18 protein-coding genes and 1 pseudogene are annotated in these 18734 nt (G+C 66.4%); 10 read left to right on the top strand and 9 right to left on the bottom strand.

Features of this window, described 5'->3' with window-relative positions; genetic code table 11:
• Positions 1-7 precede the first annotated feature (7 nt).
• The 3 genes from lepA to P1IM2_RS15400 all read right to left on the bottom strand — a co-directional run bounded on the left by lepA (position 8) and on the right by P1IM2_RS15400 (position 4401).
• The gene (lepA, locus tag P1IM2_RS15410) at positions 8-1831 is read right to left on the bottom strand and encodes a translation elongation factor 4 (RefSeq protein WP_058812482.1); all 1824 of its coding nucleotides are present in this window, start codon (positions 1829-1831) and stop codon (positions 8-10) included.
• Positions 1832-2205: 374 nt separating this feature from the next.
• On the bottom strand, positions 2206-3132 hold the full coding sequence (locus tag P1IM2_RS15405; protein ID WP_186402967.1) for a hypothetical protein: 927 nt from the start codon (positions 3130-3132) through the stop codon (positions 2206-2208).
• A 45-nt stretch (positions 3133-3177) separates the two neighbouring features.
• Positions 3178-4401 carry a TIGR04063 family PEP-CTERM/XrtA system glycosyltransferase gene (locus tag P1IM2_RS15400; RefSeq protein WP_062902982.1) on the bottom strand — a complete coding sequence of 408 codons (1224 nt, stop codon included), beginning with the start codon at positions 4399-4401 and terminating at the stop codon, positions 3178-3180.
• A 104-nt stretch (positions 4402-4505) separates the two neighbouring features.
• On the opposite strand from P1IM2_RS15400, the gene P1IM2_RS15395 reads away from it, so the two are divergent.
• The 9 genes from P1IM2_RS15395 (at position 4506) to P1IM2_RS15355 (ending at position 12151) form a co-directional block, all read left to right on the top strand.
• Entirely contained in the window at positions 4506-4691 is a 186-nt protein-coding gene (locus P1IM2_RS15395) for a hypothetical protein (RefSeq protein ID WP_003038799.1), read from the top strand.
• Positions 4684-6042, top strand: a complete 1359-nt coding sequence (locus P1IM2_RS15390) for a putative O-glycosylation ligase, exosortase A system-associated (protein ID WP_062900754.1) — start codon at positions 4684-4686, stop codon at positions 6040-6042. Before P1IM2_RS15395 ends, P1IM2_RS15390 begins: the two co-directional genes overlap by 8 nt.
• On the top strand, positions 6039-7166 hold the full coding sequence (locus tag P1IM2_RS15385) for an acyltransferase family protein (protein ID WP_062900755.1): 1128 nt from the start codon (positions 6039-6041) through the stop codon (positions 7164-7166). The genes P1IM2_RS15390 and P1IM2_RS15385 overlap by 4 nt, the downstream gene beginning before the upstream one ends.
• 58 nt (positions 7167-7224) lie before the next feature.
• Positions 7225-8247, top strand: a complete 1023-nt coding sequence (locus tag P1IM2_RS15380; RefSeq protein WP_062900756.1) for a DNA topoisomerase IB — start codon at positions 7225-7227, stop codon at positions 8245-8247.
• Between the two features lie 33 nt (positions 8248-8280).
• A complete protein-coding gene (locus P1IM2_RS15375; RefSeq protein WP_062900757.1) occupies positions 8281-9432 on the top strand; it encodes a mechanosensitive ion channel family protein in 1152 nt (383 codons plus the stop codon).
• Positions 9433-9527: 95 nt separating this feature from the next.
• Entirely contained in the window at positions 9528-9986 is a 459-nt protein-coding gene (locus tag P1IM2_RS15370) for a MaoC family dehydratase (RefSeq protein WP_082813397.1), read from the top strand.
• A gap of 70 nt (positions 9987-10056) precedes the next feature.
• Entirely contained in the window at positions 10057-11238 is a 1182-nt protein-coding gene (locus P1IM2_RS15365; RefSeq protein ID WP_003038814.1) for an acetyl-CoA C-acyltransferase, read from the top strand.
• A gap of 1 nt (position 11239) precedes the next feature.
• Entirely contained in the window at positions 11240-11824 is a 585-nt protein-coding gene (locus P1IM2_RS15360; RefSeq protein ID WP_062900758.1) for a carboxymuconolactone decarboxylase family protein, read from the top strand.
• A 36-nt stretch (positions 11825-11860) separates the two neighbouring features.
• The gene (locus tag P1IM2_RS15355) at positions 11861-12151 is read left to right on the top strand and encodes a putative quinol monooxygenase (RefSeq protein ID WP_062900759.1); all 291 of its coding nucleotides are present in this window, start codon (positions 11861-11863) and stop codon (positions 12149-12151) included.
• A 619-nt stretch (positions 12152-12770) separates the two neighbouring features.
• On the opposite strand, the gene P1IM2_RS15350 is transcribed toward P1IM2_RS15355, so the two are convergent.
• Genes P1IM2_RS15350 through argH form a run of 4 tightly spaced genes read right to left on the bottom strand, consistent with a single transcriptional unit; the run spans position 12771 to position 16484 of the window.
• Positions 12771-13547, bottom strand: a complete 777-nt coding sequence (locus P1IM2_RS15350; protein ID WP_062900761.1) for a bifunctional precorrin-2 dehydrogenase/sirohydrochlorin ferrochelatase — start codon at positions 13545-13547, stop codon at positions 12771-12773.
• Positions 13547-14806 carry a diaminopimelate decarboxylase gene (gene lysA, locus P1IM2_RS15345; protein WP_062900762.1) on the bottom strand — a complete coding sequence of 420 codons (1260 nt, stop codon included), beginning with the start codon at positions 14804-14806 and terminating at the stop codon, positions 13547-13549. The genes P1IM2_RS15350 and lysA overlap by 1 nt, the downstream gene beginning before the upstream one ends.
• Before the next feature lie 16 nt (positions 14807-14822).
• The gene (locus tag P1IM2_RS15340; RefSeq protein ID WP_062900763.1) at positions 14823-15083 is read right to left on the bottom strand and encodes a hypothetical protein; all 261 of its coding nucleotides are present in this window, start codon (positions 15081-15083) and stop codon (positions 14823-14825) included.
• 3 nt (positions 15084-15086) lie between these two features.
• On the bottom strand, positions 15087-16484 hold the full coding sequence (argH, locus tag P1IM2_RS15335; RefSeq protein ID WP_234178532.1) for an argininosuccinate lyase: 1398 nt from the start codon (positions 16482-16484) through the stop codon (positions 15087-15089).
• On the opposite strand from argH, the pseudogene P1IM2_RS15330 reads away from it, so the two are divergent.
• Positions 16417-16986 (top strand): annotated as a pseudogene (locus tag P1IM2_RS15330) (TlpA family protein disulfide reductase); the annotation flags it as partial. The gene argH and the pseudogene P1IM2_RS15330 sit on opposite strands and share 68 nt — an antisense overlap.
• 156 nt (positions 16987-17142) lie before the next feature.
• Here P1IM2_RS15330 and P1IM2_RS15325 read toward each other — a convergent pair.
• Complete coding sequence (locus P1IM2_RS15325) at positions 17143-17481, bottom strand: hypothetical protein (protein WP_082819802.1); 339 nt, start codon at positions 17479-17481, stop codon at positions 17143-17145.
• Positions 17482-17659: 178 nt separating this feature from the next.
• Positions 17660-18661 carry an NAD(P)H-dependent glycerol-3-phosphate dehydrogenase gene (locus P1IM2_RS15320; RefSeq protein ID WP_062900767.1) on the bottom strand — a complete coding sequence of 334 codons (1002 nt, stop codon included), beginning with the start codon at positions 18659-18661 and terminating at the stop codon, positions 17660-17662.
• Positions 18662-18734 lie beyond the last annotated feature (73 nt).

Genomic DNA, 18734 nt, shown 5'->3' with positions numbered 1-18734 from the left:
CGCACCCTCAGGCGTCGTCGCCCATTCGCAGCGCCGCGATGAACGCCTCCTGCGGGATGTTGACGTTGCCATATTCGCGCATCCGCTTCTTGCCCTCCTTCTGCTTTTCGAGGAGCTTTTTCTTGCGGGTCGCGTCGCCGCCATAGCATTTGGCGGTGACGTCCTTGCGCAGCGCCGCGATGGTTTCGCGCGCGATCACCTTGCCGCCGATCGCCGCCTGGATCGGGATCTTGAACATGTGGCGCGGGATCAGATCCTTGAGCCGCTCGCACATCCCGCGCCCGCGTGCCTCGGCGCTGCCCCGGTGGACGATCATGCTGAGCGCATCGACCGGCTCATTGTTGACGAGGATGCTCATCTTGACGAGATCGCCGGGGCGGTGGCCGATCTGGTGATAGTCGAACGAGGCATAGCCGCGGCTGATGCTCTTCAACCGGTCGTAGAAATCGAACACGACTTCGTTGAGCGGCAGTTCATAGGTGATCTGTGCGCGGCCGCCGACATAGGTCAGATTCTTCTGGATGCCGCGGCGGTCCTGACAGAGCTTGAGGATCGAACCCAGATATTCGTCGGGGACATAGATAACCGCCTCGATCCACGGCTCCTCGATTTCCTCGATCCGGTTCGGATCGGGCATGTCGGCCGGATTGTGGAGCTCCATCTCGGTGGGGCCGCCTTCCTTCGACCGGGTGAGCTTGAGCTTGTAGACCACCGACGGCGCCGTGGTGATCAGGTCGAGGTCATATTCGCGGGTCAGCCGCTCCTGAATGATCTCGAGGTGGAGAAGACCCAGAAAACCGCAGCGAAAGCCGAAGCCCAATGCGGCGCTCGTCTCCATTTCGAAGCTGAACGACGCATCGTTGAGCCGCAGCTTCTGGATGCTTTCGCGCAGCTTCTCGAAATCATTGGCATCGGTCGGGAAGAGGCCGCAGAAGACGACCGGCTGAACCTCCTTGAACCCCGGTAGCGGCGCCGCGGCGGGCCTTTTGGCGTCGGTGACCGTATCGCCGACACGCGCCTGCGCAACGTCCTTAATCTGTGCGGTGATGAAACCGATCTCGCCCGGGCCGATCTCGACAAGGTCGGTCCGCTTCGGGGTGAAACAGCCGACGCGGTCGATCAGATGGGTCGTCCCCGCCTGCATGAACTTGATCTGCTGACCCTTTTTCAGCACCCCGTCGACGACGCGGACGAGAATCACGACGCCGAGATAAGGGTCGTACCAGCTGTCGACGAGCATCGCGACGAGCGGCGCCGCGGCATCGCCCTTCGGCGGCGGAATCCTGGCGACGATGGCTTCGAGCGTTTCTTCGATGCCGATCCCCGACTTGGCGCTGGCCAGCACCGCATCGTCGGCGGGCAGGCCGATGATATCCTCGATCTCCGCCTTCACCTTGTCGGTGTCGGCGGCGGGCAGGTCGATCTTGTTGATGACCGGCACGATTTCATGGTCATGCTCGATCGACTGATAGACGTTGGCGAGTGTCTGCGCCTCGACCCCCTGCGCCGCGTCGACGACGAGCAGCGCGCCCTCGCACGCCGCCAGGCTGCGCGAGACTTCATAGGCGAAGTCGACGTGGCCGGGCGTGTCCATCAGATTGAGCTGATAGGTTTCGCCGTCGTGCGCCTTGTACGTCAGGCGCACCGTCTGCGCCTTGATCGTGATCCCGCGCTCCTTCTCGATGTCCATATTGTCGAGAACCTGCGCCGACATTTCGCGCTCGGTCAGCCCGCCAGTGAACTGGATCAGCCGGTCGGCGAGCGTCGACTTGCCATGGTCGATATGCGCGATGATCGAGAAATTACGGATATGCGAGAGAGGAGTCGTCATCGCGCGCCGTTAGCAGGGGAATTGCGCGCTGTCAGCACCGCCGCGCAGCCGCGCGCAGCCACCGGCGCGAAAGGCGCAGAAAAGCGTGTAACTTCACACGCGATTGCAGCGCTCGCAGCGTCCCGAAGGCGCCGCAGGACCGGGCGATGCCCGCGGCGCGGTGCCATTCGAAAAATGGCGGAAAATTGCGCTACTTCACGCGCGATTGCACCGGGCAGGCCGTTTCGGGGCGGAGACGCTGCGGCAGTGCGTAGGGCGCGAAGCCGCAGCCGCCGCGATGGTCGCGCAGGAAAGGATGGCACGGAAGGCATGCGGCGAGGCTGACACGCCGGAACAATGCAGGAAAGCGATTTCAGGCCGCCGGGTGCGGCGGTTCAGCCCGTCGTGCCGCGGTTCAGGCGGTGCAAAGTGCTGAGCGCGGCTTCGAGCGCGAAGTCGATTTCTTCGTCGGCATCTTCGTTGGCGGCGACATCGGGCACCGGGACTGCGGCGGTTGCCGTCCTGGTTTCGCGGCGCCGGGCGAGCCCTGCCTCGAAGCGCGCAACCATCGCGCCGAGCGATTTGTCGGCGGGATCGGGCATCGCCGGTCCAGCAATCTTCGCGGGCTGAAGCCAGGGTTCGTCACCGGGTGTTTCAACCTCGACGGGCGCAAGATCGGCGAGGATCAGTTCATCCTCTTCGTCCGGCGCAGCGTCGGCTGCGGGCGGCGTGTAGGGTGCCACGGCCGCTTCGACGATCTCGACAGCGTCCACATCCTCGACGACATCGACACCGGCGAGCGCGTCGGGTTCATATTCAAGAAGATAGTCCGCCGCGACCTCGGGCGCCGCATCGACCGGCCCCAGCCCCTGTTCGGGAAGGTCGCGTCCGGCGCGCAGCGGCGCGCGCGGCAGATCATCGGGGTGGAGGTCGGCGCGGCGGCGCACCGGAATATCATCGTCGACAGCCTCCTGGCGGCGGCGCAGACGGCGCCCGAGCGCGGCAAGGCCCGACGCCTCGGGCTCGGCGATCAGCAGCGCGACAAAGGCCGCAACCAGCGCGGCGACAAGCGCCATGCCAAGCGCCAGCGCGAGACGGGCGCCATTGCCGACCGGCGGCACGAACAGGTCCGACAGACGGTCGAGATAGAGATTCCAGCCAATGCCGAATACCCAGGCCATCGGCATGATCGCGGCGAAGAGGAAGGTCAGCGCCGCGGCGCCGATGACCGCCGGCATCGCCGGGCGGAGCGCGCGCATCCAGGCGGCGGCGCGGGCCTTGCGATGCGAAACCTTGTCGGAGCCGTCGGCGCTATCGTCCATATCGTCCAAATCCGTCGCTCCCGAAGAGGAGCCTGTCCTATATCATCAAGCCGCGAGCGATGCAGCGCCGCGGCGCAACAATCTCTGGTAAACGGGCTCGTAACGCAAAATGTTTGACGACCAGTTACGATCGGCCTCGACGAACGCCCGCGCGGTCCGGCGGCGTTCATCCCAGATGTCGCGATCGCGCAGCAGCCCGGCAAGGGCCGCGGCGATTGCCGGTGGGTCGTCGGGCGCGAACAGCGTGCCCGTGACGCCGTCGGCGATCAGTTCACGGTGGCCGCCGACATCGGATGCGGCGACGAGCTTGCCCTGCGCCATTGCCTCAAGCGGTTTCAGCGGCGTGACGAGATCGGTAAGCCGCATCTTCTTGCGCGGATAGGCCAGGATGTCGATCAGCGAATAATAGCGCTCGACCGCCTGGTGCGGCACCCGTCCGACGAACAGGATGCGGTCGGCGACGGGCGACGCCGCGGCCTGGGCCTTGAGCGCCGCCTCCATCGGCCCGCCGCCGACGAGCAGCAGCCGCGCGCCGGGTTCGGCAGCGACGAGCGCGGGCATCGCGGCGATCAGATCGTCGATCCCCTCATAATCATAGAAGCTGCCGATGAAGCCGATCACCGCGTCGCCCGGCATGAGGCCGAGGTCGGCGGCGAGCGCATCGTCGCGCGGCGGCGGGTCGCCGAACAGGTCAAGGTCGACGCCGTTGGGCGACACGACGATCTTGGCGGGATCCACCCCGCGCGCGATGAGGTCGCCGCGCAGCCCTTCGCAGATCACCGCGACGGCGTCGGCGGCGCGGACGGCATGACTTTCGAGCTGACGGGTCAGAAAATAGCGCGCGCTGCCCTCGCGGCCCGTGCCGTTACCGACCGCGGCATCCTCCCAGAAGGCGCGAATTTCGTAGATCACCGGAATTCCGAGCCGTTTGCCGACGCGCAGCGCCGCGAGCCCGTCGAGGACCGGTGAGTGGGCGTGGAGCAGATCGGGGCGCCATTCGTCGACCAGCGCCGCGACGCGGTCCGCCAGCGCGCCGATTTCGCGCCATTCGCGCCACGGCGAGCGCGCGGGCGCGATCGGCGGCGTGCGATAGAAGGTCAGCCCGTCGACTGTTTCGACGGGCGGTCCGGGGTCGGGATGGCGGACCCCCGTCACCCCAGCGACCGCCCACCCCTTCGCCGCCTGCGCCTTCATCAGCGCCCGGGTACGAAAGGTGTAGCCGCTGTGCGCCGGCAGGCTATGGTCAAGGACGTGCAGGATCCGGGTCATCGGCCAAGCCTTTGCCATACAAGCCTTAACGCCGCGTCAACCCCGATCGGGTAAAGCCGCCGAAACGGGCCTGCGGGCCGGAGGGGAAGCCAGGTGCGCAGCAGATGATCGACAATTTTGCGATTGCCCTGACGCATGTGCTGATGGCGATCGCCCTCTGGCGCCTGCTGCACCGCGACGACCTCGACCGTGAGGTCGGCCCGCGCATGCTGTGGCAGCAACAGCGCGACGCCGAACGCATGGCGGCGATGGCGGCCGAGGCCGCGGAGGATCGCCGATCCGATGCGTGACCTTGCCTTCGTCGCCTTTCTGTTCGCCTTCATCGGGGTCGGCTTTCGCAAGCCGTTCCTGTTCGTGCTGTGCTTTTGCTACATCGACATCGTCGCACCGCAGCGGCTCAGCTATTTCCTGATCAATTCGATTCCGATCTCGCTGATCGTCTTCATCCTCGCGATCATCGGCTGGCTCGCCTTCGACGACAAGCGCGACACGCGCTGGTCGGGGCGGCAGACGTTGATGCTAATCCTGCTCTTTTATTGCTGGATGACGACGATGAGCGCCGACTTTCCGGTCGAGGCGCTCGATAAATGGGGATGGGTTTGGAAGGCGCTGGTCTGGGCGATCTTCCTGCCGCTGACGCTGCGCACGAAGCTGCGCATCGAATCGCTGTTGCTCTTCATGCTGCTGTCGGCCGCGACGATCGCGATCGCGGGCGGGATCAAGACCGCGGCGGGCGGCGGCGGCTATGGCGAACTGCAACTGCTGCTGTCCGAAAATTACGGCCTGTACGAAGGCAGCACCATGTCGACGGTCGCGGTGTCGATCATCCCCGCGATCCTGTGGTTCCGCCGCCACGGCACCGTCTTTCCGCCCGACTGGCGCGTCTCGCTGTTCTGCTTCGCGCTCTGCTTTGCCTGCATGCTGCTGCCGGTCGGGACGCAGGCGCGCACGGGGCTGATCTGCCTCGGCGTGCTCGCGCTGCTGTCGCTGCGCGCAGTCAAGCACCGGCTGCTATATATCATGGGGGCGGTGCTGCTCGTCGCCGCGGCGATCCCCTTCCTGCCGCAAAGCTATACCCAGCGCATGGAAACGCTGCAGGATTATCGCACCGACCAGTCGGCATCGACGCGCGTCGCGGTGTGGGCGTGGACGTGGGACTATGCGAAGGACCATCCGTTCGGCGGCGGGTTCGAGGCCTATATGCAGAACCGTCTGCGCGTCGAAACCACCGGGTCGAACGCCGATGCGGGTCGTCCGGGCGCGGGCGATCCGGTGATCCATGACGAACAGTCGCGCGCCTATCATTCGGCCTATTTCGAAATGCTGGGCGAACAGGGCTATCCCGGCACGCTGCTGTGGCTGCTGCTCCACATCACCGGCATCGTCCAGATGGAGCGGGTGCGCCGCCGTTACCTCAAGACACGCCGCGCCGAGGAGCAATGGATCGCGCCGCTCGCGACCGCGCTCCAGCACGGCCATATCGTCTATATGGTCGGGTCGCTGTTCGTCGGAATCGCGTTCCAGCCTTTCATCTACATGATGCTGGCGCTCGAAATCGGGCTGTCGACCTATTGCCGCCGCCGCGAGCAGGAATCGGGACGCAACTGGATGCGGCCGCGCGCGCAGGGATTTGCCGCATGATCGCGGCGCAAAAGCCCCGCATGCTGCCGACGCTGACCGGGGTGCGCGGCTTTGCGGCGCTCGCGGTGCTGTTCTATCATATCCGGGGCGGCATGGCGGGCTATCTGCACGGCGCGGTCATCGACGGTTTCGCGCACGGCTATCTTGCGGTCGATCTCTTCTTCGTCCTGTCGGGCTTCGTGCTGTGGTGGAATTACGGTCCGGCGTTCGTTGCCGAGGGGACGCGCGCCGCGCCGCGCTTTCTGGTCCGCCGCATCGCGCGTATCTTTCCGCTGCATCTCGCGATCCTGGCGGCGATGGCGCTGTTCGCGGTCGCGCTGCTCGCCAGCGGGCGCGATCCGGGGCCGCATTACGGCTTTGCCACGCTGCCCGCGCACGCGCTGCTGGTCCAGAATTGGGGCTTCACCGCCGATCTGCGCTGGAACGACCCGGCCTGGTCGATCTCGACCGAATGGGCGGCCTATCTGCTGCTCGCCGCGACCGGCGGCTGGGCGGCGCGATTGCCCGCGGGGCGGTGGAGCTTTCCGCTCTTCGCGCTGCTGCTCGCGGCAGCGCTCGGCGGCTGGTTCGCCGCGACGGGGCGCGCGGGGATCGGCGACGATATCGCGGCGACCGGCCTCGTCCGCTGCCTCGCCGAATTCTTCCTCGGGGTCGCGCTCTGCCAGTGGTGGACGGCGCAGCGCGCGCGCGGCGACGGGAGCCGGGTCATATATGCGACCGCGGCGATCTTCGCGCTGCTCGCGGCGCTGATCCTGTTCGCCGGCCTGCCCCAGCCTGCGGCGATCCCGCTGGCGATGGCGGCGGTCGTCATCACCGCGCTCCAGGCGTCGCTCGCACCGCATCCGCTGCTGTCGGGACGGCTCGCCCAGTGGCTCGGCGACATCAGCTACGCTGTCTATCTGTCGCACTTCTTCCTGTGGATCCTGTTCAAGCTGGTCCTTGTCGACGATCCGGCGATGGTCGCGCCGATAAAGATCGCCGCCTTCGTCGCGCTGACGCTCGCCGTCTCACACCTGCTCCACCGCTGGCTGGAAGTCCCGGCGCGGCGGATCGTCCAGCGCGGCGGCGACGCTCTCTTGTCGCGGCTGGCGGCCGGGCGGCAGGCGCAAACCCGCCAAAGCTGACGCCTGCCCGCTGCGCCGGCGGAGGGAACCATCGCCCGGCCAGGACGCTTAACAAGGCATGCCGTCGCCGCGTGCCGCCCCCCGCCTGATCCATGTCGACGACAGCCTGCCCGGCATCCGCCGCGAACGGGCCGCATCGGGCTGGCGCTATCGCGACGCCGCGGGCAAGGTGATCCGCGACCGCGCCGAGATCGAGCGCCTCAACGCGATCGCGCTGCCCCCCGCCTATGAGGATGCCTGGTTCTGCCCGGCCGCGAACGGGCATATCCTTGCGACCGGCTATGACGCGCGCGGGCGCAAGCAATATCGCTACCACCCCGATTTCCGGGCCGCGCGCGAGGCGGACAAATATGATCGCTGCGCCAGCTTCGGCCAGGCCCTGCCGCTGCTCCGCGCGCGGCTGGAAAGCGATTTGCGCCGCCGATCGCTGTGCGCGGATCGCGTCGTCGCGGCCGTCGTCCGCCTGCTCGACCTCGCCGCGCTGCGCGTCGGCAACGAACAATATGTCGCCGCAAACAAGAGCTTCGGCGCGACGACGCTGCGCCGGCGTCACGCGCGACTGGAGGGGCAGCGCCTCCGGCTCCGCTACCGCGCCAAGGGCGGCGCGCGGCGCGAGGTGACGATCAGCGACCGCAGCCTGGCGACCCTGGTGCGCCGGTTGCAGGACCTGCCCGGCCAGCATCTTTTCCAATATGAGGATGCGGATGGCCCGTGCGCGGTCGGGTCCGACGAGGTCAACGCCTATATCCGCGAGGCGATGGGCGCCGATTTCAGCGCCAAGCATTTCCGCACCTGGTGGGCGAGCGTCGAGGCGTTCGCCTGTCTGTACGACGCCGAAGAGCCACCCTCGCTCAAGGCGATGCTGACGCGCGTCTCCGACCGGCTCGGCAACACGCCCGCCGTTGCGCGGCGCGCCTATGTCCACCCGGCGATGATCGCCGCTGCGCAGGATCGCGGAGATTTTGCCGCGGTCGCGGGGCGCCTGCCGCGCGCGACCAAATATCTTTCGCGTTACGAACGCGGATTTTTGACCTATCTGGAGCGCGCGCCCGATGCCGGCGCGCTGCTCCGTTCCGCCTGACCGACCGACCAGACCAAGAGGACCGACGTGACTTTGCCTTTCCTTGCCACCGCGACCGCCAACCCCGCCGCGCAGATCCGCGCCTGGTGGACCAGCAGCGTCGCGTGGGTCGATACGCACTGGCTGCAGATCGGCATCGCGATCGGCGCCGGGCTCCTCATCTATTTTGCGCTGTCGCTGATCCGCGGTTTCGCGCTCAAGAAAGCGCAGTCGGCGCCGGGGCAATTCACGCTGACCGACATTGTCGGGCGGGTGATCCACAAGACCAAATCGCTGGTGCTGGCGATCGTCTCGGTCCGACTGGTCGCGGCATCGGCCAATCCGCCGGTCGTCGTCCTGCATATCATCCAGTTGGTCTTCACCGTCGCGGTGGTGCTGCAAGTCGCGATCTGGGCGCGCGAGATCGTCCTCGGGCTGATCCAGCGCCGCGCCGCCGATGGGCATAACGAGACGCTGGTCAACGCGATGGGCATCATCCGCCTGCTCATCAGCATCGCGCTGTTCGCGGTCGCGGCGATCGTCATCCTCGACAATATGGGGGTCAATGTCACCGGCCTGATCGCCGGCCTGGGCATCGGCGGCATCGCGATCGGCCTTGCCGCGCAGGGCATTTTTTCCGACCTGTTCGCGTCGCTGTCGATCATCTTCGACCGGCCTTTCCGCGTCGGCGAAGCGATCAAATATGACAATAGCGTCGCGACCGTCGAGCGCATCGGGCTGAAAAGCACGCATCTGCGGTCGGTCAACGGCGAGCTGCTGGTCATTTCCAACACCAATTTGCTATCGAAGGAAATCACCAACTATGCCCATCTCGAACGCCGCCGCGTCCAGTTCGCGATCGGTGTAATCTATCAGACCACGCCCGCGATGCTGCGCGCGCTGCCCGACCTGCTGAAGGCGCAGGTCGAAGCCGAGGGGCATGAGTTCATCCGGTCGAGTTTCATCGGCTTCGGCGCCTCTAGCCTCGACTTCGAACTGGTCGCCGACATTCCGAGCGCAGACTATAACGAGGTCATCGCGGCCCGCACCGCGATCGGCATCCGCGTCTTCGAAGAGATGACCAACGCCGGCTACGACTTCGCCTATCCGACGCAGACGACCTTCACCGCGGCGCCCGACGGGACGATGATTCTCCCCTATGCCGAAAGCGTCACGATGAAGACGCCGAAGTCCGCACAGTCCTGACGCTACGGCGCCGTAGCGCAAAGCCCTAGGCTCTTGTGCTACCCCGCCCCGCGGGCCTAGAACGCGCCCCTCGACAGACATAGAGGGGATAAAGGATGAGCGCGATGACGCCGCAGGAAATGAAGGAACTGGTCGGCAAGCCGCTCGGCACGTCGGAATGGGTGCTGGTCGATCAGGAGATGATCAACAAGTTCGCCGACGCGACCGGCGATCATCAGTTCATCCATATCGACGAAGAAAAGGCTAAGCTGACGCCCTTCGGCGGCACCATCGCGCACGGCTTTCTGACCCTCTCTCTTTTCCCCATGTTGATGGCCAAATCCGACTGCCCGCGCCCCGCAGGCGTCAAGATGGGCGTCAACTATGGCGGCAACAAAGTGCGCTTCCTTGCCCCCGTGCGCTCGGGAAAGCGCGTGCGCGGCCATTTCAAGCTGCTCGAGCTCGACGAAAAGCGTCCGGGCCAGTGGCAGCAGACGCTGGAATTCACGGTTGAGATCGAGGGCGAAGAAAAGCCCGCGCTGATGGCCGAATGGATCAGCCAGTTCTTCGTCTGACATATAAACCGGCATTCCGGCCGAACCTCCCCCGAAAAGACAACCGGAACCAAGCAGAAGGAAGTTTATCATGCGTGACGCCGTCATCGTTTCCACCGCCCGCACCCCGCTGACCAAGGCGGCGCGCGGATCGTTCAACAACACGACCTCGCCGACGCTGGGCGCCTATTCGGTCGCCGCCGCGGTCGAACGCGCCGGGGTTGAAGGAGGCGAGATCGACGACGTCCTGTTCGGCGCCGCAATGCAGCAGGGATCGCAGACGATGAACGTCGCGCGCCTGATCGGCCTGCGCGCCGGCCTGCCCGTCACCGTCCCCGGCATGTCGATCGACCGCCAGTGCTCGTCGGGCCTGATGACGATTGCGACCGCCGCGAAGCAGATCATCGTCGACCGCCAGGACATTTGCGTCGCCGGCGGCGTCGAAAGCATCTCGAAAGTCAGCGGCAGCGGCAAGACCTTCTTCGAGGCCGACCAGGAACTGCTGGCGATGCACAAAGACATCTACATGCCGATGATCGGCACGGCAGAAGTCGTTGCAAAGCGTTACAATATCAGCCGTGAAGCGCAGGACGAATATTCGCTCCAGTCGCAGCAGCGCACCGCCGCGGCCCAGGCCGCTGGCAAGTTCGACGACGAAATCGTCCCCTGCAAGGCGACGATGGCGGTGGTGAACAAGGAAACGAAGGAAGTCACCTTCAAGGATGTCGTCGCCGACAAGGACGAGTGCAACCGTCCCGACACCACGCTCGAAGGTCTGCAGAGCCTGAAGCCGGTGATGGGCGAAGGCCACACGATCACGGCAGGCAACGCCAGCCAGCTTTCGGATGGCTCGTCGGCCTGCGTCGTCATGGAGGCCAAGGTCGCCGAAAAGCGCGGGCTTCAGCCGCTGGGCCGCTATGTCGGCATGGCCGTTGCCGGCACCGAGCCCGACGAAATGGGCATCGGCCCCGTTTTCGCCATCCCGAAGCTGCTCGAACGCTTCGAGCTCAAGATGGACGACATCGGCCTTTGGGAACTCAACGAAGCCTTTGCCGTGCAGGTGCTCTACTGCCGCGACAAGCTCGGCATTCCGAACGACCTGCTCAACGTCAACGGCGGTTCGATCTCGATCGGCCACCCCTTCGGCATGACCGGCGCGCGCTGCGTCGGCCACGCGCTGCTCGAAGGCAAGCGCCGCGGCGTCAAATATGCCGTCGTCACCATGTGCATCGGTGGCGGCCAGGGCGCAGCAGGCCTGTTCGAGGTCTTCTGATTTGCGGCTGAAAGCTCCGCGTGTCGAGCCGGTCGATCTCGACCGGCTCGATGCCGACCAGCGCGCGGCGCTTGAACCCTTTCTTGCCTCCGATGGCGGCAAGGTGGGCGGCGGCAGAATCCTCAATATCTTCCGCACGCTGGCGCAGGCGCCCAAGGCGCTGACCGCTTTCCTCGGCTGGGGCAATTATATCCTGTCGAAGCGCAATGCGCTTACCCCGCGGGATCGCGAGCTCGTCATCCTGCGCACCGGTTATAATTGCCGGTCGGGCTATGAATGGACGCAGCATAAGCGCATCGGACTCGACTGCGGCCTGACCGAAGACGAGATCGAGCGGATCAAGGCCGGACCCGACGCTGCGGTCTGGAGCGATATCGACCGCGCGATGCTGCGCGCGACCGACGAGTTGACCGCGAACCATTTCGTTGCCGACGCGACCTGGGCGGCGCTGGCGCCGCTCGGCGACAAGGGACGCATGGATCTGGTGATGACCGTCGGTCAGTACACACAGGTTTCGATGATGCTTAACAGCTTCGGCATCCAGGTCGAGGCGGGCTGGGAGGTCGATCCCGACCTGCACGCCTAACCATTTGAGCCTGACTATTTTCTGGGGAGAGACGATATGAGCGGAATCGGCATTATCGCCACGCTGCGCGTGCAGCCGGGCAAGGAAGCGGAATTCGAAGGCGTGTTTGCGGAGCTGGCCCCCGCGGTGCGCGCGAACGAGAAGGGTAACAGCTTCTACAAGCTCTTCCGTACCGCGGAAGCCGGCGTTTACAAGGTGCTCGAATGCTATGACGACGAGGCCGCGGTCGCCGCGCACCGCGCGTCGGACCATTTCCGCACCCTCGGCGCGAAACTCGGCCCCTGCCTCGCCGGAGCACCTGAAATCGAAAGCCTGCCGGGGGTCTGATCGCTCAGGGTCAGAGCGTCAGCCATCGTTCGCAATCGTCCCTGACCCGCGCATCGGCGTCGCGCCGGCCGAGCTCGAGCGCCGCCGTTCGCCCCCTTATCGTCTGCGACAGCAGCGAGCGCGGCGATGGCGCTGGCGCGCGCCCGCGGAACCGGATGGCTGACCGCCATATGGTCGGCGATGTCGCGGGCATTGTCGGTCAGGCGGATTGCGCAGCGGAGCAACGCTTTGGGGGGCGTCAGCGTCGGCCGGCTGGCGATCGTGCCCCACCGCGCGGCGTCGCGCCGGCGGCGGCGCGAACTTCGGGGCGCGGATCGGCGTCGGCCATCGCAGCGGCGTGCAGGGTGGCCGGTTCGAGCGCGACATGGCGTGCGATCCGGGCCGACGCAGAGACAGTACACCGCGTCAGCGCGCGGACAGTTGCAGCCGACCGTCGCGATGGTCACGGCGATGTCAAAGACCGACCCGTCGGCCGTCGATCCGTACAGGCCCGCCGCGGTGTCGAGCAGCGGGAGCGCGTCGATGGCAATGGGCGGAAATTCCATAACCTCTCCTGGCTGAAACGGCGGCGACGATGCCGCCGGCGACAGGGCTAGGAAGGCGACTGAGCGAAGCCCAATTAGCTTCGCGTAATCGCCGATGCGAGCCAGAGCGACAGGCCGGGGGGCGGATCGGCGGGCGGCGTTTCGGTGCAGTGTCGCACCGCATCGGCTCGCGCGCGGGCCAGGATCGCGGGCGGAGTCGCAGCGGGGTGGAAGATATGATCGGCCTCGCCCAGCAGGCGCGCCGCGCGCAGCGTCAGATCGTCGGGATCGTCGCTGGCGAGCGCGATCATTTCAAGGCGCGCGGGCGCCGCCAGATGATCGGCGGCGAGCCAGGCAGCGACAGCGCCTTGGTCCGGCCCGGCAACCGGATCTAGCGCGCCGCCGGGCGCAAGCGCGGCATCGATGGCGCGGCGGCGGTCGGCGGCATCGGGCCAGCGCGCTTTCATCGCACCGCGCGCCGCGAACAGGGCGGCGGCGAGATTGCCGAGGGTGGCGGGCAGCAACGCCTCAATCCGCTGGCGCACCGCCTTGGCAAGCCCGGCGGACGCGCCGCCGGTGCCGACCGCGATCGTCACCGGCGCGCGATCAACGATCGCGGGGGTGGTGAAATCGCAAAGATCGGGCCGGTCGACGACATTGACGAGGAGGCCGCGCGCGCGCAGCTCCGCCGCCGCTTCTTCAGCTCCCTCGTCCAGCGCAACAAAGGCGATCGCCGCGCCGTCTTCCCACTGCGGCACGATCCGCCCGCCGGCGCGCGCAATCAGCCGCGCCTTCGCATCCGCAGCCTCCCCCTCCCCGACCAGCACGACCGTGCGGCCTGCAAGGTTCAGGAAGAGAGGAAACTGGCGCATCAGTCGATCCAGTCGGGGACGCGTTCGGCCGCCATGATCGTACCGGCGGCGATGCGATCGGCGACGACGATATAGCGGTCGCCGTCGACGAGCACTTCGGGAACCAGGCTGCGGCTGTTGTAGGTCGATGCCATCGTCGCGCCATAGGCGCCCGCGGTACGGAAAACGGCGAGATCGCCCGCCGCAACCTTGTCGATCACGCGGTCGCGCGCGAAGGTGTCGCCGGTTTCGCACACCGGGCCGACGATCGAGGCGGTCATCGTCTCGCCGCTCGGACGCACTGCCTGGAAATCGTGCCACGCATCGTAGAGCGCCGGACGTGCCAGATCGTTCATGGCTGCGTCGACGATGACGAAATCGCTCTGCGCTCCCGGCTTGACCCACAGCACTTCGGTGAGCAGCACGCCCGCGTTGCCGGCGATGACGCGCCCGGGTTCGAACATCAAGGTGACGTCCCAGTCGCGGGTGACGCGCGCGACCATCGCGCCATAATCGGCGGGGCTCGGCGGGTTGTCGCCCTCCTTGTAAGGAACCCCGAGCCCGCCGCCGAGATCGACATGGGTGATGTCGTGTCCCGCCGCTCGCAGATCGGCGATCAGCCGCCCGACGCGGACGAACGCCGCCTCGAGCGGGTCGAGGCTGGTGAGCTGACTGCCGATATGGAGTGCAATGCCGCGCAGCTTGAGGCCAGGTAGCCGCGCAAGGCGGTCGAATATTTCGGGCGCGACGTCGATGCCGACGCCGAACTTGTTTTCGGCCTTGCCGGTCGAGATCTTGGCGTGGGTGCCCGCATCGACGTCGGGATTGACGCGCAGCACTGCCTGCGCGGTCATTTCCTTTCGTGCGGCGATCTCTGCGAGCGCGACACCTTCGGGTTCATGTTCGATGTTGAACTGGCCGATGCCGCGGTCGAGACCGAGCGCCAGTTCGGCCCGCGTCTTTCCGACGCCCGAAAAGACGATATCTTCGGGCGCCATCCCCGACGCGATCGCGCGTTCGAGCTCGCCGCCCGACACGACGTCGGCGCCATAGCCCTGCCGCGCGAGGACACGCAGCACGCCGAGGTTGGGGTTGCACTTGATCGCAAAGGCAATGTGCTTGCGCGGAATGTCGGCAAGCGCGTCGCGAAACACCTGCGCATGGCGTTCAAGCGTCGCGCGCGAATAGACATAGACGGGGGTGCCGATTTCCTCGGCAATGCGCGGCAAGGCGATGTCTTCGGCGTAGAGAACGCCGTCACGATAAGCAAAATGATCCATGGAAAAGGTCCTGAACTCAGCCCGGAGGCGGCAAGTCGAAATCGTCGGGTTCGCGCTTTTCGGATCGTTTAAGAAGGTCGTCGCTGCGCGCGGGCCGGGCCTGCGCGTCAGGCGTCGTGAGCTCCTCCGTGGTCGGCTGGCGCTGTGCCCCGATGGGTAGCGCGGGCGGGGCCGAACCCGCCACCGGCTTCAGATCTTCCTTCTTGCCGCACGCGCCAAGCGCCACGAGCGCAGCGCCCGAGGCGGCCAGCAAAATCGTCGTGCGGATCTTTGCCATCACCTAAATCTCCAGCGCCGCGCGCGCCGCGGCAACAGCCTGCCTTACCCGTTCGGGCGCGGTGCCGCCATAGCTCATGCGGCTGGCGACCGACGCCTCGACGGTCAGCGCCGCGAGCGCGGCGGGCGTGACCGCGGCATGGATCGCCGCCGCTTCGTCCGCCGGAAGCGCCGACAGTTCAACGCCGAGCTCTTCCGATCGTTTCACGCAGGCACCGACGATATGGTGCGCGTCGCGGAACGGCACCCCCGCCTCGCGCACCAGCCAGTCGGCCAGATCGGTCGCGGTCGAAAAGCCCGATGCGGCGAGCGCGCGCATCCGGTCGGTGCGAAAGGCCAGCGCGTCGACCATGCCGGTCATCGCGGCGAGCGAAAGCGCTAGCGCGTCGAAGGCACCGAAGACCGTTTCCTTATCGTCCTGCAAATCCTTCGAATAGGTGAGCGGCAGCCCTTTCACGATCACCGAAAGCCGCTGGAACGCACCGAGCAGCAGGCCTGCGCGGCCGCGCACCAGTTCGGCGGCATCGGGATTGCGCTTTTGCGGCATGATCGAGCTGCCGGTCGACCAGGCGTCGGGCAGACTGACGAAACCGAAGGGCTGGCTGGCCCAGATCACGATCTCTTCGGCGAGGCGCGAGAGGTGAATCGCGGCAATCGAGGCGGCGGCACAAAATTCGAGCGCGAAATCGCGGTCCGATACGGCATCGATACTGTTCGCCATCGGCCGGTCGAAACCGAGCGCCGCCGCGGTCGCCGGACGGTCGAGCGGGAAGCTGGTGCCCGCAAGCGCCGCGGCGCCGAGCGGCGATTCGTTGAGCCGCGCGCGCGCATCGCGGAAACGGCCGCGATCGCGGCCGAACATTTCGACATAGGCGAGCAGATGGTGGCCGAGCGTCACCGGCTGTGCGACCTGCAAATGGGTGAAGCCGGGCATGATGCTGTCCGCATGTTCATCGGCGCGCGCGAGCAGGGCGCCCTGAAGCGCCTTCAGGCCGGAATCGATACGGTCGCAAGCGGTGCGCACCCAGAGCCGAAAATCGGTCGCGACCTGATCGTTGCGCGAGCGCGCGGTGTGGAGCCGCCCGGCGGCTTCGCCGACCAGTTCCTTGAGGCGCGATTCGACCGTCATGTGAATATCTTCGAGCGCAAGATCGACCGGCACACCGTTCGCGGCGAACTCGTCGGCGATCTGCGCCAGCCCGCGATCGATGGTCGCCGCGTCGGCGGCGGCAATGATCCCCTGCGCGCCGAGCATCGCGGCATGCGCGCGGCTGGCGGCGACATCCTCTTCCCAAAGACGTTTGTCGACGGGGATCGAGGCGTTTATCTCTTGCATGATCGCCGCAGGTCCGCCACCGAAGCGGCCGCCCCACATGCTGTTGCTATCGGGAGTATTCGCCATCCGCCGCGTTCCAAATCTTCGTCTTGCCGTGCTGGCCCTGCTGATCGCCGGTTCCTTCGCGGGGTGCGATAGGCAAAAGGAGGCCTCGGAGCAAGCAGGCGCGGGGCAAGCAAATATTTCGCCCGGCGAAGCGGCGCATGGCCGCGACCCCGCCACCTTTCAGCATGTCGTCGAGCGCGGCAACGCCGGCAAGGCCGGACCGGCCGCCGTCTTTCGCGGCCCCGACGACGCACCGGTGACCGTCGCGTCGTTTCGCGGCAAGCCGCTGCTGGTCAATCTGTGGGCGACCTGGTGTGCGCCCTGCGTCGCCGAAATGCCGACGCTCGATGCGCTTGCCGCGCAAAAGGCAGGCAAGCTGACGGTCGTCGCGGTGGCGCAGGATCTGCAAGGCGCTTCGGTCGTCGATCCCTGGTTCCAGAAGGCGGGGCTGAAGGCGCTGCAACCCTATCTCGATCCGCAGAACACTTTGTTGGACGCAGCGAATACCGCGCTGCCGACGAGCATCCTCTACGATGCGAACGGGCGCGAACTGTGGCGCGTGGTGGGCGCCATCGACTGGCAGGGCGAGGAAGCGAAGGCGCTGCTGGCGGAAGGCGGAGTGTAGAATGAAGACGGCGGACGCATAGCGCCCGCCGCCTTTTGAAACTCATTTCGACGATCAGCCTTCGATCGAGACGCGCCCCACAGGGTAGCCCTTCTTGCGCATCACCTTGGTATAATCCTTGTCGGCGTCGACGACTTCGGTCGCCCACTCGTCCCATGCATCCCAGCGATCCTCGCGATCGGTTGCGCGGCCCAAGTCACTCTTGAGCTCCTTTTCAGCCTCCAGAATATCGGTGCGATAATTGTACCAATATTTATTATAGACACCCGCAATCGGCACGCTGCGAACCGGTGGGCGATCGAAACCCGGCGGAATCGACCCATAGGGAACCGTCGCCATTGCAGCACCGGCGGGAAGAGCCATAAGCGCCGCCAAAGTCGTCCTTTTTTTCATCGTTCGTCTCCTTGGTGGACCCTGCTGGTCAGGAGAAAGAACGAAAGAGAACCGGCTTTTCTTCACGGACCGACGAGGATTCGACACGCCTTGCGGCGGAACCGTCCACGGCCGTCCCCGCAGGCAAGGCGGCGCTTTCATCCGACGCCGAAGCTGACGGCGGCATCGACGATTGCCCCTACCCCGGATGCGCCTCGTCACCGACGCTCGATTTGAGCAGCCCGCGGAACACATCCTGCGCGGTCCGTTTGCCCTGCGTCACGTCGAAGACGTCGCGCGCGATCGGCATCGCGATGCCGTGACGGTCGGCGAGCGCCATCACCGTGGGGGCGCTTTTGACGCCTTCGGCGACCATGTGCATGTCGGCGATGATCGCGTCGATATGGCGCCCCTTGCCGAGTTCGACCCCGACGTGGCGGTTGCGCGACAGCGGGCTGGTGCAGGTCGCGATCAGGTCGCCCATGCCCGTCAGACCGGCGAAGGTTTCCGGGCGCCCGCCCATCGCGACGCCGAGCCGGGTGATTTCGGCCAGCCCGCGCGTCATCAGCCCGGCGCGCGTATTGTCGCCCGCGCCGAGCCCGTCGCCCATGCCGACCGCAATCGCGATGATATTCTTGAGCACCCCGCCGAGTTCGCAACCGAGCAGATCGGTGTTGGTATAGACGCGGAACAGCCCCGAATGGAAAAGCGGGTGCAGTGCGCGCACGACGATTTCATCCTCCATCGACAGCACGCTCGCCGCCGCCTGGCCGCTCATGATCTCACGCGCGAGATTGGGGCCGGTGAGCACGCCGACGGGGTGGCCGGGCAGCACCTCCTCGATCACCTCGGTCATCCGCTTGCCCGTCGCGAGTTCGAGCCCCTTGGTCAGGCTGATCACCGGCACCCAGGGACGCAGATGATCGCGCGCCTCCTCGAGCACCGCGCGAAAGCTGTGCGACGGCACGCCCATGACGAGGACGTCGGCGCCCGCCACAGCTTCGCCGAGATCGGCCGTCGCGCGCAGCGCCGCGGGCAGGCGGATGCCGGGCAGATATTTGCGGTTTTCCTGATCGCGGTTGATGCCATCGACCATTTCGGCGTCGCGCGCCCACAAGGTGATCGGCGCGTTGCGCGATACCGTCGCGGCGACCGTCGTCCCCCAGCTCCCCCCGCCGAGCAGGCCCACTTTCAGGCGCATAGCCCCTCCTTCTCCCTGCCCGTCATTGCGAGCGAAGCGACGCAATCCAGTGCTGGCTCGAGCCAGTCTGGAT

The organism is Sphingopyxis sp. P1IMeth2 (assembly GCF_900185685.1).
GTDB classification, from domain to species: Bacteria; Pseudomonadota; Alphaproteobacteria; order Sphingomonadales; family Sphingomonadaceae; genus Sphingopyxis; species Sphingopyxis terrae_A.
This window is presented reverse-complemented; position numbering and strand designations above follow the sequence as displayed.